Raw genomic sequence first — 14,991 nt, 5'->3', positions numbered from 1 at the left:
TCGCCCCTGGGGCCTTTCCCACATGCTCGGCCTCGCCTTTGATCTGCTGGACAGGTTGAGAGAGCGGGCACTTGTCACCGCTTTCCAAAAGCAGATCACCAACGAACAGGCCTGACGGATTCCTGATGTTTCTTCAGTGAGTTACAGCCAATTTCATGACGCCATTTTAGAGAGCTATAGCGTAGGCGTATTTATCATTTCTGTCTGGGGCGGTGCGCCATTCTTGAACAAAAGTCAGAACCGTCGGCTGTTGTGCTACGGCCCCAATCAGAATTGCATCCGAAGACCAAGATTGCCTTTTAGGGCATAGCTTTTGCCAAAGCTGCTTATCGGGGTACCTGCCAGCACTTCGCCGTAGAGAGCGATATTGCTCTGCCAATCCATGCTCGCACCAAGGCCGATTTCACCCGTGAGGCGTTCGCTGGCGTGTCGGATGGCTGTGCCCGCAACCGAGGCCTGCGTCCCGTCCAGCCACTCGTAGCTGAGGTTGGCTATGCCATAGGCTCGGCTGCTCCTGCCCTCCCAGGTGCTCTGGTAATCAAAGGCCAAACCCCAGCGTGTCATCAGACTGTCGTTGCCGTCCGCCGTCACGACAGCGCCTGCCGGGTCGACAAAACGATCAAACCGGACATTCGAATAGATCATCTGGAATTGCGGTGTGATGCCGAGATTTTCATCGATCGACAGCCTCTTGCCGACCTCCACACTGAATGCTTCAGCCTGGCCACCGTTGTTATTGGCAAGAATGCCGAGAAGCTCTGATCTGAGGTCGCTGCCATAGCGGCCTATTTGAGCCTGGGCATCTGCATAGAAGCCGGCACCGTCATACCATGTCAGCGTCGCGCCGATACCATAGCCTTCGGATTTCAGCGCTCCGTTGCCAAAAACGGATTTTATCCGGCTGTTGGCCTCGCCATAGCTCAGGTTGATGCCCGCGATCAGACTTCCACCATTGTGGTCTTCAGCAAGCAAACCATCCGCTCCGAGCTGTATCTTCCAGGTATCGATGCGGTGATCCATACCTGTCGTCGATATCCGAGCATCATCGAAGCGGCCGTATGTGCCTTCCATCCTGCCCCAGAAGCCGCTACCGTCACTATCGACGCCAGCCAGCTGGAAGCGGCTTCCCACGCGTTGCTGGAGGGTCGGCAAGGTGTTGATCGATTGTAGATTGGCACCGTAGGCTTCGTAGATTGGCACGCCGGGCTGATATAGGGGCGTGTTGACAAGCACGGAGCGCAAATACCAGTCGCCGTCCGTCGGGTCGGATACCCCGCCTTGGTAGAGGCGATAGGCGTAGGCGCCCGCGATTACCGACGGATCGCCCTCGAACAGATAGTTGCCGTCGAGCACGAAGCTGCCGTTGGACGCTCCGGCGACATCGACGATCTTGATGCCTTCCACCGTCTGTGCGCCAAGGCCGCCCTGATTGATGACATTGATCAGCGTGAGCCCGGAGGTCGAACCATCGACGACGACGAGGCTGGTCTGGGAGCTGTCGTCACCGAGAACAGCTGCAATTTCGAGGCGACCGCCATTGCTGGTATAGTCGCCGTCAATGGTGAGCGTGCCCATCATCCCGCCGGAACCCGGGGCGACGACCCCGGTATTCACGACGGGTCCAACATGCCCTGTGCCCGCCAGCCGGCCGGATGTATCGATCAGCATGTTGCCGCCCAGAATACCATTGACCGCCAATGTGCCCGCCGAGACGGTCGAGTCACCATAAAAGCCGGAGCTGTCGCCAGTCAGCGTCAGTTGTCCAAGGCCAAACTTGTCGAAGCTCGAGGAGCCGGAGAAATCCGTGCCGATGGCAATGTCGTAGCCATTCGTGTCGAACCAGGCGCCTCCGGCTGCCACCGCCACCGATGAGAACCCGTTGAGGAAATTGGCCTGATCTCGATTGGCGCGCAGGATGCCGCCATCGAGGTCCAGCACGGCGCTGGAGCCGGAGCCCTTGATCACCGCGCCGGTTTCAAGAATGCCGCGGCCGCTGGGGTCACCATCGAGATGAAGTGTCGCGCTGCCTGTAGCACTATTGGCGAGATAGACGGCGCTGCCGGCACTGACGAAGCCGCCCTTGCTGACAGTCATTTCACCAGTGCCGCCGTACCCCAACTCGATGCGATCGGACGCGCTCAAGCTGGACAGGGCGCCGTTGCTGCTCGAAACGACTACCGAACCGGTACTGCCAGCCCCGTGGCCGACATAAATGGAAGCAGCACCGCCGCCGGTCGCACTTGTCGCGACCTGCGCGCCATCCTCAACAGAGAGCGCCCCATTGCCATAATACCCGACATAGATGTTGTTGGCGGCATTCCAGGTTGACGCGTGGCCGTTGCCATCATGGCCGGAGACCGTGACTGAATTGGCGCCGGCGTTGGACCCTATCAGGCCCTGCCCGCTGTTCACCACGCCCCCGTTCAGAATGTTCAACGTTCCTACGCCGCCGTCGCCGATATGAAGCTGGTTGGCATTGTTCCAGGTCGACACGTTTCCATTGCCGTCATGACCGGAAACAGTGACGGTACCTACGCCGCCGCTGCTGTTACCGATCGTGGTCACCGAGCTGCTTACCGTTCCTCCATCTGAAATGTTGAGGGTGCCCGCTCCGCTTTCGCCGATGTAAAACTGCCCGGTAATGGTCCATATCGAGGCATTGCCATCGACATCTCTGCCCAAAATCGTGACGTCGCCCTGGCCGTTGGCCCCAGCACCGATATAGCTCCACGCGCTGTTTACAACGCCGCCATTGATGACGGAGAGCATGCCTTTACCGTCTTGGCCGATCGTAAGATCGCCATTGTTGGTCCAGGTCGAGGCGTTTCCGGTCGCGTCACGACCGGATACGGTGACTTCGCCCTGATCGGAAGCACCGTCGCCGACAATACCGTTGTTGTTGGTGACTGTGCCGCCATTCTCGATTTTCAGGAAGCCGGGGGTGGGGCCGGAAGCGCCAACGTCAAGGTCGCCGCCCACCGTCCAGTTCGGCGACACGATGCCGCCAGGGCCGCCAGAGGAGGTCACGCCGTTTCCGGTGACTGACTGGGCGCATACCGGCCGTATGCCAGCCATCATGGAGACAAGCGTAACAAGCGCCGTCGTCAGTAAAAAATATGTTCGGCGCTCTGCGGAGCCCGCTAAATTAATAGGTTTCGCCATCCGGCATTCTTTCGTCACTTACGAATGCGTGGAGAGCTCCCTACCGCAATTCGCCGCTCAGACGTGACGCCGAGCGGCACCGTTCGAGATGAACAGCCACCAGGACGCCGCCATGCGCAGACCATCGGATATTATGGTTAATCTTTGGTTTCTTGCTGCCGCACGGGAGCTTTTGACTGCGTGGATATTCAGTGATCGGTGAGGAAAAAATCCACCGAAAGGCCGCTGGTTGAGAGCACCCCTCAGAGGGCTTCCCACCTGCATCGGCGACCAATGCCGAATATCTGCTTTCGGTATTTGCCAGGGTCGCAGGAACAACGGAGACGAGGTGCGTGGCCGCTCCCCCTATCATGCTCGATAGCTGCAAATGCAAGTAATGTCGGTACTACCCGAAGGGCCGGAACAAAGGCGCTCTACTGCCCCTTCGCACCATAACGCACCCCCCCAGATGGGGAGCAAGCTTAGATTGAAACCGCCCTTCTTACCGGCAATGTTGATGGCCTAATTTCTCATCTCCACCATCCTTGATGCGCCAACGTCCCTTCAAGTTTACAGAATAACTGACAAGATTTCTGCAAGCTTGCGGTGCTTTTCCTTCAAAGTCGGACCTTTAGGAAAAATCTGTATAATTTCTATCACGCTCACCTATTAGGCTTGGTGCTTCCGGCCAATTGATCGAGAAGGCCGGATCATTCCAGCGGAAACCAGCACCATGCCCTCGCTCGAACATACGATCGATCTCGTAAACTACATCGGTATCAGGCTCCAGCGTCAAAAATCCATGCAGGAAGCCGCGTGGAATGTAGAACGAGGCGAGGTTGTCCGCGGAAAGAATGGTCGCGCACCACTTCAAGTAGGTCGGGCTTCCGTCCCGGAGATCCACCGCCACGTCGTATATGGAGCCACGCGCTGCACGGATCAGCTTACCTTCCGCCCATTCGCCAGGCTGGTAATGCATGCCACGCAACGTACGCCTCATCGGGTTGCGTGAAACACTCGTCTGTACCGGCTGGAAAGCAATGCCGAGGTCAGCGACCTCATTCGGACAGAAAAGACGAGCGAACAAACCCCGCTCGTCCTCATGCGGCGTTGGCACGATCACCGCCGGGCCATCGATGGTGCTGCCGAATTCCGGAAGGCGACGTTCCATGCCGACCTCAGAAAACCTTCAACTCGGGAATGGCTGTCACGAAGCGGCCTCCCCAATCACGAACAGGCGCAAGCTGTTGCTCCACTTCGCGCGCAAGGTTCCACGGCAGGATCACGACATAATCCGGTTTCGTTTCCATGATTTTCTCCGGATCAACGATCGGCGCATGTACGCCGGGTAAAAGTCGACCCTGCTTGTGAACGTTGCGGTCGGCAACGTAAGCAATATCGTCCGCACCGAGACCACAGTAATTCAGGAAAGTGTTTCCTTTCGCTGCCGCACCATAGCCGGCAATTGTCTTGCCGGCGCGTTTCGCCTCGCCAAGGAAAGCGAGGAAATCCTCCCGCACCTTTTCGACTTTGGCTGTGAAACCTTCATATCCGGCGCGCTCGTCAAGACATGCGTGCTTCTCGGCCGCTCGCACAGCGAAAAGGCCGGGTTGCTCGGCATGGCTCGCCTCTTCACGGCAGGCGAAGACACGCAAAGACCCGCCATGAGTCGGAAGCTGCTGCACATCGAACACCCGCAATCGATGGCTGCGCAGGATTGTTTCGACGGCGATGAGCGAAAGATAGGAATAATGCTCGTGATAGATCGTATCGAACTGCACGAGATTGATGAGATTGAGAAGATGCGGAAACTCGAAGGTCACCACACCCTCCGGCTTCAACGCAATGGAAAAGCCCTTGACGAAATCGGAAATGTCCGGAACATGCGCAAGGACATTGTTGGCGGCCATCAGGTCAGCCTGGCGCCCTTCCGACACAAGACGCTCGCCAAGCGCGCTGCCGAAAAAGGCTACCATCGAAGGCACGCCTCGCAACTCGGCTTCGGCGGCACAATTGCCCGCAGGCTCCACGCCCAGCACGGGGATACCAGCCTTTACGAAATGCTGCAGTAGATAACCGTCGTTCGAAGCCACCTCGATAACCAGCGAGGATTCGCCAAGACCGAAACGATGCAGCATCATTTCGCAGTACTGCCGGGCATGTTCGACCCAACTCGACGAGAAACTGCTAAAATAAGCATAATCGTCGTGGAATATGGCGTCAGCCGGCACTGTCTCGGTCGTTTGCGCCAAGTGGCATTTCTCGCAGACCATCACATGCAGCGGAAAAGCCTTTTCCGTAGGGATATCATCGCGCGCCCGCAGGTTCGAATTGGCCAGCGGCGTCATTCCGAGATTCACCAGGGACAACGAAAGCGGGGCGGAACAGAAACGGCACTTAGTCATTACTCACTCCAGACCTTGATAAGCAGCAATCTCGCGCCGTGTAGCGGCAGCCATGTCCTGGCCGGAATGCCATGCATTGTACCAGCGCGCCGTAGCGGCGATCGCCTCGCCGCCGACCAGACGGTCACGCCAGTTCAGCAGGCGGTGGGCGAGTGACGGATCAAGCGCCAGACGCGGCGCCTCTACCGACCTCGCTTCTTCTTCTATGCGCAGCAGGTCCGGGCACGCCATTTCGGCAAGAAGAGCCTGAGCGAAGGTCAGCACCGGCAGATCATGAGCGCTTTCTGGACCGATATTCATCACGCGCGGCGTATCGGTCTTCAAGGCGAGATCTTCGGCATAGACCAGATAGCCGCACAGGCAATCAAGGACGTGCTGCCAGGGCCGCGTGGCGGCGGGCTGACGCAGCACCACCGGCGCGCCGGACACGATCGCCCGCACGCAGTCGGGTGCAAGGCGATCCTCGGAGAAGTCGCCTCCGCCGATCACATTGCCGCCGCGGACCGTAGCGAGCGGGATATCGCGGAAATAAGTCTCCCGCATGGAGCGCACGAGAATTTCGCAGGCTGCCTTGCTGGCCGAATAAGGATCCTTACCGCCCAGCGGATCGTCCTCCCGGAACGCCCTGCCCTTGCCGTCATTGGCATAGACCTTATCGGAGGTCACGACCAGAACGGCCTCAAGGCCATCGAGACCGCGCAGCGCCTGCAGGAGATTGAGCGTGCCATCGACATTCGTCTGCCAGGTCGTGACCGGGTCGCGCACCGAGCGGCGCACCAGCGCCTGCGCCGCCATATGCAGGACGATGTCCGGCCGTGTTTGCTTCATCAGCGTGTCGATGCCATCGCCGTCACGCAAGTCGAGAAAGCGGCTGTCGCACTCTTTTGCAACCTCGGCCAGCCCAAAAAGACTAGGCTCACCTTCCGGCGGCAGGGCGATCGCCGTTACCTTCGCACCCAAGGCCTTGAGCCACAGAGCGCACCAAGCTCCCTTGAAGCCAGTCTGTCCTGTCAGAAGGACGCGCTTGCCGTTCCAGAAGGCCGGATCAGGAAGCCGTCCGCCTTTGTTCACTCGCGTCATCAAGCCCATTTTTTCCACGGCGCAGCGCCGCTTTCCCAAAGTTTCTGCAAATGGTTCTTGTCGCGCAGCGTATCCATCGGATGCCAGAATCCGGGGTGGCGGAAAGCGTGCAACTGCCCAGTAGAGGCGAGCATTTCCAACGGCTCTGCTTCCCAGATGGTCTCATCCCCTTTGATCAGGTCAAGGCAATTATGCTGAAGCACGAAAAAGCCGCCATTGATGAGACCATTGTCACCTGCCGGCTTTTCCTCGAAACGCTCAATGACATCGCCTTCGATCTTCAACGCACCGAAGCGGCCGGGCGGTGCGACGGCTGTCATCGTCGCCCGTGCGCCATGCGCCTTGTGGAAGGCGATGGACGCGGCAATATCGACGTCAGAAACACCATCGCCATAGGTGAAGCAGAAGTTCTCCTCGCCCTCAAGATAAGGGCGGACGCGGCCAAGCCGGCCACCAGTCATGCTATTCTCGCCGGTCTCCACCAGCGTCACCTTCCACGGTTCGACGATGTTCTGGTGATACTGAATGTCGCCGGTCGTCGTATCCACGGTCATGTCAGCGCCATGGCGAATGAAGTTCGTGAAGAACTCCTTGATCATATAGCCCTTGTAACCAAGGCAGATGATGAACTCGTTGACACCGTGGGCCGAGTACATCTTCATGATATGCCACAAGATGGGACGATTGCCGATCTCGATCATCGGCTTCGGCCGCAAGACGGATTCCTCGGAGATCCTGCTGCCAAGCCCCCCGGCCAAAATCACTGCCTTCATAACGCTTCCATTCTACAAATAGAACTACAAGTATTCGCCGCTCTTTTTAGCCATTTCCCCGACCAAAAGCGCCTGCGCTCCCTTCGCAGCAACTAGCAAATATGCCCGACCTGTCAACAATAAACGACTGCCCCACTCCTCGTCGCAGCGATAGGATGGACATCCTCATGTGCCAGACTTGCTGCTAGCCCGCCATGGTGACCCGCAACGGTTCCGGACCTTTCATTATCGCCCACTATCCGTCATTCAACACGGTCGGCCAGGAAACGGCGCCTTCACTTTCACCCAGACTGATCGCCAGAATGTAACTGGCGACTCGTGCTCCATTCGTACGGTCGTGCGCGATGCGATGACCAATCCCACCTACACGACGCCGCTCTGCATCGTTTTCATAAAGGGTGATCATTTTTGCAATGAGATCCTGCCGATCTGCATATTCTACCAGGCCATCTTCATAAAGGTCGGCAAGCCGACTAGCGGCGATGGTCAGGGTCGTTACTCCCTGTCCCAGCGTCTGGGCAATGCGGTCGGACGAATAGAGATAGGTCAATTGCTCCGGCTTCAGATCGTCCAGCGGCAAGTTGGGACAAACAGCCGCGTCGGCGAGGCGCTCCAGATAGGTGGTGCTGTCCATTCGTGTTGTTGCAAAAGCCCTTCCGCCGGATTCGAAACGATAGGCGGCCGGAAGCGCAGCACGAATCGCCTCGATCTGTTCTTCCCGCCGCTCGATGCCCGTGCCAAGGAACTGGCCATCAAGTCGCAACGCTGCACGAGGCGTTTCGAAGACGCGAGCCGTTTCCATTCCCGGATCGACGGGGTTTGGCATGAAGAACAGCCGACCCGCGGGTATTCCAAGCACCTTTGCCTGCACGCGATCGGCGCTAGTCAGGAAGGCCGCATCCACGTGTTGGGCGCGAGCGGCAAAACGCTGCATGGTCGCCCTGCGGAACAGCGCATCGACACAGAAGGCGGCGAGCCGCAAACCGGGATGATTGGCTCGCAAACGTTCATAGATTTCTGACTCGATGAGATCCGCATGGCCGAAGAGCACGAGGTGAGGACAGTAATGCGCCGCCGTCTCGATCAACTTCGCTTGCATTTTCTTCACGCCAAGCTTCTGGGTACTGAAAATATTAGCCTCGCGCGCATGATCACGATCAGAAAAGCAAAGGACATGATGCCCGGCGCGGATGAAGCCATTCGCCAGCTTGCTTTCCGTATTGAAGTAGCGGCGGAACAGGTCTTTGCGCCCGAAATTACCGACGATCATAATACGTCTTGGTCGCATCATATGCCTCCGGGGCGGCGGATGCCGGGAAGGGTCTTCAGGCGGGCAGCTACATCTGCGAGGAGGCGTCCGGACGGTTCCAGACCGAGCATGCGATTAAGGAGGTAGCAGCGGCCCGCAGCCGAGAGGAACGGCAGTTGCACGCCACGATCGCGATCCATTTTCCACAGGCTTGAAACCATCTGCCGCATGACCGCCCTGCGCGCTGTAGGCGAAGCATCCGGCCGGTCGAGGAATGGCAATAATGCGAAAAAGCGATCGTGATGTTGCTGCAGCACGTTGCGCGACAGATTGCCATCCCCCGCCTGGCGCAAATGATAGACCAGTGCATCGACGAAGACGAGCCGGTCGGCGGCAGCTGCAAGACGTAGTGGCAGGGATTGATCCTGGATGAAGACCGTTTCGTCCGCGCCGCCGGCCTTGAGCCACAGTTGCCTTTCGGCAAGAAATCCCATGCGCACGATCTTGCGTTCGGCGACAAAAGCGAGCGGATCGCTCTCGACGGAAAGCGCGGCGTCCTCCGGAACATCCCGGCAATCTTCGCCACGACGCGACCGCCCGAAGACGAGTGCGGCGTCAAAACGCCGCGCGCTGTCGATCAGAAACTTAGCCGCATTGCCGGGGAGCATGTCGTCAGCGTCAATAGCAAGAAGATACCGCCCCCGCGCCTGCGACGCCGCCCGATTGAAAGCAATGGCCGGACCGTTGTTTTCCTGCGAGGCAAAAATTCGGACGCGAGAATCCCTTCCCGCCTCCTCTTCAAGTAGCGCCAGCGAACCGTCGGCAGAATTGTCATCGACAAACACGAACTCGATGTCTTCTTCCGCTATACCCCTTTGCGCCCTGGCCAGCCGAAGGGTCTCCGGCAGAACTTCGGCTTTGTTGTAGACAGCGGAAATGATACTGAGGAGTGGCCCGGTCATGCGGCGATCCGACGGATTTCATTCATGCCAGTAATCCGCGATCCAGCGGGCTGGCAGAAGCCTCTTGTACCACTTGCCTGGCCATTTCCCCGCCAGCGCATCGTCCGGATTGGGGCGCCCGTGGAAAACACAGACGCTCGCCCCATCCGGCAGGCGCGCCGGCACGAACCAATTGAGTAAGATACGCGGAAATTTCCAACCACCAGGCAGACAATGCACCTTGAACGAGACACACCAGCCTTCCGGCCAATAGCTCAACCGACCCTGCCGGTGCAGTTGCTGGGAAAGAAAGGTCTGCTCAATTCGATAGACATCCACCCAGTGCTGAGTCGGCTGACTGTGGAACAGTTCTAGCAGGTCAGAATGCGCACCGATCTCGAAGCGGAAAACAGATGTATTGCCATTGATCTGCTTTGGTTGCGTCCAATTATGAATAACGCAATATTCGCCCTGCCGGTCGAAAAATCTATCCAGCGGACCGGTAATCACTACGTCGAGATCAAGAAAAAGGGTCGGCCCGGAAAGATTACCAAGCGTCGGATTATAAAGCGCCAGCTTCTTCCACGGCGTATTCTTATAAGGTGGATCGATACGGATCGGCGGCAGCTCCATCGTCTCGATTCCAGAGCAAAGTCCAGCCGTATCGTCTGTGAAGCAGACGAAACGAAACGGCCGGGAGAGATTGCGCGCCACCATCGCATAAAGCCGGTTGGCATATTCCGGGCCATAGAGCGTACCCCATTTCATGCAGACGACATTGACGGGAGCTTCGGCGCTGCTCATCGACACTGGGCTGGTCCTGTTTCCAAGTTGAACGGGGCAGGAATCGCTCCCTATGATGGGCTCCTTATACGTCGCAGATGCGTCCCTGTGAACGGGGCCGCACCATTACGCCCCAGCCACCGGAACGACGCGTCGATAAAGCCCTGCCATTGCATCCTCGACAGCGCGCTTGCGCGTGAGGGCAGGCTTCTCGACCAGCTTCCAACTTAGCGAGGCCAGCACCACGGTAATTGCCAGCGAAGCGGTGGTAAGCGGCAGGAGACCGAAGCGGTCCGCGAATAGCGCCGAAAGCGACTGCTGAACCGGAAAGCCATAAATGTAGATGCCATAGGAAATGTCCGGCGCCCCACGCAGCCTTTTTAACGCAGTAGCCTGCGAAAAGGCGAAGCAATACACAAGATAGGGTAAAGTCAATCGCATCGCAGGATCAAGAAAAGGCGTATTAACGGTAAAAAGCGAAGCGATGAACAACACCACAGCAACTATCAAATTGCGCGGAATAACATGTTCCCAGCATAGCAGAACAGCACCGGCCGCGAAATAATAACCGTAAATCCAGTTCGTTTTTGGCGTCAAAACACCTTCTGGAAGAAGTGGAGGAAGTATCGCTCCAAAATATGCGACGACAAAAAGCACCATCAGCAAATATTTCAGATGACGCATCCATTCCGGTCTAAGCCGTGCAAGAAAAACGATTACGCCGAACAGCATGTACATGCGGATTTCAACACGTAGCGACCATAGAGACCCATTGACCGCACCAGGATAAACATTGTCCTTGAACACTCCCGGCAGGTCATATTGGATCGACATCAGCATGGTATTGCGCCGGAGAAACGACCACACCGAACCGTCCGTGAGATACTCGTAGATGCCTAGAGTCGTAAAAACGAGACCGAGAGCAAAGGTCATCAACAGGGCACAGATGAAAGCGCCTGGCAAGAGCCGCATGACGCGCGAAACGATATAGGACAGCACCGAACGAGACAGGATGGCGGAACGTGTCACCAGCATGCCACTGATGGCGAAGAAAGCCATGACACACATCTGGCCGATATTGAACGGCGAACCATGCGCCTGCCAGGGATCCGCTGCCCCGATAAACAGCGGATAGGCGTGGCTGACAATCACTAACGAGGCCAGCACGAGACGAAGGAAATCGAAGTTGTTTCCGGCTTGCGACCAGTCGTTCTTATGTGCAAAGAGGGGCATCTGCTACCAGCATGATTTGAGGACGCGCGGACTATGGCACGGGTAACGGTCGGAATTCCAGTTTATAACGGAGCGCCCATGCTGCGCGAATGTCTCGACAGCCTGCTGGCGCAGACTTATGTCGATTTCCTCATTATTATCTCCGATAACGGATCGACCGACAACACGCCAGATATTTGCACAGAATATGCCGCAAGAGATAACCGGATTGAAGTTATACGTCATCAGGAAAATGTCGGCCCTCTACCTAATTTCAAATATCTAGTTGATCGCGCAAATACTGAATTCTTCATGTGGCGCGCGGATGATGATTATTCGGACAGAAATTTTCTTGAAAAGCTTGTCGAAACCCACGACCGCAGCCCGAACGCACAATTAGCCGTCCCACGCATCGTTACACGTATGAATGAAACTGAGTTTGGCCCCGAATTTCCTTTTATAGAGATTTCCGATGGCACATATATCGAACGCCTTTTAAAACGCTTCTATCTATACCATGCTAGCTGGTATTATGGCCTCTGGAGAACCAAATATATTCAAGAGACGTGCTCTCGCGTATGGGAAGCTTATCCCGAAGCATATGCCGGAGATCATCTTACATTGCTTTCGGCACTACTGGATGAAAGCGTCGTTGGCAGTAATGATACTTTATTTGTGCAACGCACCTATTCCCCTGTTAAGGGAGATGGTATGCGTGGCCGCCGTTCACTGAAGGATCGGATCACACTCCTAGAGAGGCTAATGCCTATCTTCTACGCTTGCTATGACGCCGAAATACGGCGAAGAAATCTGCACCTCGATGAAGAACGACGTTTACTAACTGAACGCAGGCGCTTCACGTATAATAAGCTTCGAGCCTCGCCTTGGCGCATTTTTCGTCTCAAGGTAAAGCGAATTCTGGGAAAGAAATATTAGCTTTTTTTGTTCAATTGCAATTTCTGCAATAAGATTTTTGAAAAATCGCGCCTAAACGGGTTCCGGGACGGCTCACAAAATTCTTCCCGAAAGCGGGAAACATTGATTTCCGGAAATATGATAGTGAACTGCTCATTCTCAAAACGAACTGAGCAACCATACTCTCTGAAAATAGATGCAATTTCTGCGTTTGACGTATTTCTGCCGCTTGCTAGGTTATAAATTTGATGACATGTATTCTCAGCGTCGACGATAGAAAGTATGCCAGATACGGCATCTTCTATATGAATATAATCTTTATTTGAAGTTTGAGAATTACGAATAACGACAGGCCGCCCTTCCTTCCAATCCCTTATCAATGAAGTAAGAAAATTGTTCGAAACATCCCCAAGGCCAAAGACATTCGATAGGCGAACAACCTTAAAACGGGGATCACGTCGGCCGATCACCAACAATTCGGCAGTCAACTTAGTTACGGTAAAGATATCATTCGGATCAGCAGCATCCACAATAATGGGCGTATCTTCATTAGTATATTCTGTATGAACATAGAGCCTAGTTGAAGATAAATAGACAAATCTCTCGAATCGGAATTGGCGAAGAGCTGATATTAGATATGTTACATGCACATCGGCGGTTTGCATGGGATCATCCCGAAACCCCGACGTCATTCCGGAAGTAAAGATCACACGACCCAAATCACTACCGCTCTCAGGCCAAGTATTACGCGATACGATTCGACATGGAAGCCCATTCTGCTTGAGTCGAGCCATCAGGGCTTTGCCGACGAAGCCGGACCCGAAGATTGTGTACATAGGCGTGGCGGAAACACAGCCACTCTTCATCACGGGCGATCCTTAATTTTGCGCGCAGGAATACCACCATATACACAGTAAGACTCGAGCTTGCCACGCACGACCGATCCCGCTGCGATAATAGTTCCCTTCCCGATATACGCTCCATCGAGAATAACGCAGTTCGCTCCTATCCAAACATCATCCTCAATAACTATACCAAGCCCCTTTGCATGCCCCTGCCTAAATATAGGAATATCACGCCGCTCATAAACATGGTTAGTTGAAGCAAAAGTTGTATTTGCGGCGACTAATACACCATTACCAATTTGCACGCCATTCCCTGTATATATAACGCAGCCAGAATTAATTTTGCTATCGCTTCCTATGAAAACGCCTCCACTCCCACCCGCGGGCTTAATCTTAACAAAACTATCGATAATTGAGCGAGGACCGATAACAATACATGTTCCACGAACACTATCTTCGATATCGGCCAGCGTTGAAATTTTTGCGTCAGGGTGAATTTCGATGGTCATGCCAAATTCTCGAACATACCGTGTTGGTGGAAAGTGCCCCATGCACCTCGAAGTATATGAAAACTAACATCAATTAACGCCTATGCCAAGAATTCCGAGTAATTTTCATGCAAGGTTCTAATGCATCATTTATGCCACCAACACAACAACGCTAACACCTTCCCTAAATCCAATCGCCTCAGATTCGAGATTGTCACATCTGTCCCGCAATCACGGAACATCTATCTGTTGCGATGAAAAAAACCAGAAGAACTCACAGCCTTTTTTCAAAAGGTACTCTAACTAGTTCCACTCAAAGGCGTGCTCATATAGAACTTACCCCCGACGTCATAGCGATTTTCGGTGCGGCTATTCATAATGATGTAGGCGTGGCGTTTGATGCCTTGATGGCACAATCCGGTCGGTTTTACGTAGGGGTGCAATTACCCTCGCGAGGAGACTTTCAACATCAGTAGGAACGCTCAGCCGGCGGAACGTGCCGCCGCCTCCATATCCTCCCAGCTTTCGTCCATCGCATAGGTCGGGGAGAAGAAGGGAACGCCGAAATGGCCGTAGCGGATGGAGAGCTGGTGTTCCGCGGTTTCCTCGTCCTCATGCGCGACGCGGGCGAGATAGACGACTGAGGCGAGGCCGGTTCGGTCGGCGCCTGAGCGACAATGGATGAGGATCGGGCGTGGCGCGTCGCGAAGGGTTGCGACAAGGTCGTCCGCCGTCTTCGCGTCGAGGCGCCGGCTGGCGTTCAGGGGGAAGTCGATCAGGGTGAGGCCGAGCTGTCTTGCGGCGGCGGCCTCGTTTTTGTACCAGGCCGACTTTTCATCCCGGCCTCTGAGATTGATGACGGTGCGGATCTTGTAGCGCTCGGCATAGGTCGCGAGATCGGCTGGCGTGGGCTGGTTGGAGCGGTAGGCTTCCCCCGGCACGACGGCGGCGAAATTTCCTGTCAGCTGTATTGCCACGAGATAGAGGCCCAGCCCGAGGCCGGCCGCGCCGGACGCAAGCCCTGTCCATTTCAAGAACCGCTTCATGATCGCCTTTCCTGCCGATTTGGGCGACAGAAAAAGCCTTGCGGCTGACAGGGCGCTGAACGCCGGCTGCGAAAAGGCGGGGATGGCGTCGCCTCGCCTTCCGGCTTGACGCT

At 55.7% G+C, this 14,991-nt stretch carries 13 protein-coding genes; 1 reads left to right on the top strand and 12 read right to left on the bottom strand.

Annotated elements, in window-relative coordinates:
* Positions 1–267 precede the first annotated feature (267 nt).
* The 9 genes from DSD28_RS13315 to DSD28_RS13275 form a co-directional block, all read right to left on the bottom strand.
* Entirely contained in the window at positions 268–3,162 is a 2,895-nt protein-coding gene (locus tag DSD28_RS13315; protein WP_119256897.1) for an autotransporter outer membrane beta-barrel domain-containing protein, read from the bottom strand.
* Positions 3,163–3,772: 610 nt separating this feature from the next.
* Positions 3,773–4,312, bottom strand: coding sequence for a dTDP-4-dehydrorhamnose 3,5-epimerase family protein (locus DSD28_RS13310; protein WP_119256896.1), 540 nt, complete (start codon positions 4,310–4,312; stop codon positions 3,773–3,775).
* A gap of 7 nt (positions 4,313–4,319) precedes the next feature.
* The gene (locus DSD28_RS13305) at positions 4,320–5,546 is read right to left on the bottom strand and encodes a class I SAM-dependent methyltransferase (RefSeq protein ID WP_119256895.1); all 1,227 of its coding nucleotides are present in this window, start codon (positions 5,544–5,546) and stop codon (positions 4,320–4,322) included.
* A gap of 3 nt (positions 5,547–5,549) precedes the next feature.
* Positions 5,550–6,626, bottom strand: coding sequence for a CDP-glucose 4,6-dehydratase (gene rfbG, locus DSD28_RS13300; protein ID WP_119256894.1), 1,077 nt, complete (start codon positions 6,624–6,626; stop codon positions 5,550–5,552).
* Entirely contained in the window at positions 6,626–7,399 is a 774-nt protein-coding gene (rfbF, locus tag DSD28_RS13295) for a glucose-1-phosphate cytidylyltransferase (RefSeq protein ID WP_119256893.1), read from the bottom strand. Before rfbF ends, rfbG begins: the two co-directional genes overlap by 1 nt.
* A 235-nt stretch (positions 7,400–7,634) precedes the next feature.
* Positions 7,635–8,669 (bottom strand): glycosyltransferase, encoded by a 1,035-nt coding sequence (locus DSD28_RS13290; RefSeq protein WP_119256892.1) that lies wholly within the window; start codon positions 8,667–8,669, stop codon positions 7,635–7,637.
* A gap of 17 nt (positions 8,670–8,686) precedes the next feature.
* Positions 8,687–9,610 (bottom strand): glycosyltransferase family 2 protein, encoded by a 924-nt coding sequence (locus DSD28_RS13285; RefSeq protein WP_119256891.1) that lies wholly within the window; start codon positions 9,608–9,610, stop codon positions 8,687–8,689.
* 18 nt (positions 9,611–9,628) lie between these two features.
* Positions 9,629–10,393, bottom strand: coding sequence for a hypothetical protein (locus tag DSD28_RS13280; protein WP_119256890.1), 765 nt, complete (start codon positions 10,391–10,393; stop codon positions 9,629–9,631).
* 105 nt (positions 10,394–10,498) lie between these two features.
* Positions 10,499–11,605, bottom strand: a complete 1,107-nt coding sequence (locus DSD28_RS13275) for an acyltransferase family protein (protein WP_119256889.1) — start codon at positions 11,603–11,605, stop codon at positions 10,499–10,501.
* Between the two features lie 33 nt (positions 11,606–11,638).
* On the opposite strand from DSD28_RS13275, the gene DSD28_RS13270 reads away from it, so the two are divergent.
* Complete coding sequence (locus tag DSD28_RS13270) at positions 11,639–12,520, top strand: glycosyltransferase family 2 protein (protein WP_119256888.1); 882 nt, start codon at positions 11,639–11,641, stop codon at positions 12,518–12,520.
* Here the strand turns inward: DSD28_RS13270 and DSD28_RS13265 are convergent.
* The 3 genes from DSD28_RS13265 to DSD28_RS13255 form a co-directional block, all read right to left on the bottom strand.
* Positions 12,517–13,164 (bottom strand): NAD-dependent epimerase/dehydratase family protein, encoded by a 648-nt coding sequence (locus DSD28_RS13265; protein ID WP_162911389.1) that lies wholly within the window; start codon positions 13,162–13,164, stop codon positions 12,517–12,519. The two genes, DSD28_RS13270 and DSD28_RS13265, sit on opposite strands and share 4 nt — an antisense overlap.
* A 200-nt stretch (positions 13,165–13,364) precedes the next feature.
* Positions 13,365–13,853, bottom strand: coding sequence for an acyltransferase (locus DSD28_RS13260; RefSeq protein WP_119256886.1), 489 nt, complete (start codon positions 13,851–13,853; stop codon positions 13,365–13,367).
* Between the two features lie 461 nt (positions 13,854–14,314).
* The gene (locus tag DSD28_RS13255; protein WP_119256885.1) at positions 14,315–14,878 is read right to left on the bottom strand and encodes a dual specificity protein phosphatase family protein; all 564 of its coding nucleotides are present in this window, start codon (positions 14,876–14,878) and stop codon (positions 14,315–14,317) included.
* Positions 14,879–14,991 lie beyond the last annotated feature (113 nt).

This window comes from Shinella zoogloeoides (assembly GCF_003574625.1).
Lineage (GTDB): Bacteria > Pseudomonadota > Alphaproteobacteria > Rhizobiales > Rhizobiaceae > Shinella > Shinella zoogloeoides_A.
The sequence above is the reverse complement of the archived record's forward strand: the minus strand, read 5'-3'. Positions and strand labels throughout refer to the sequence as shown.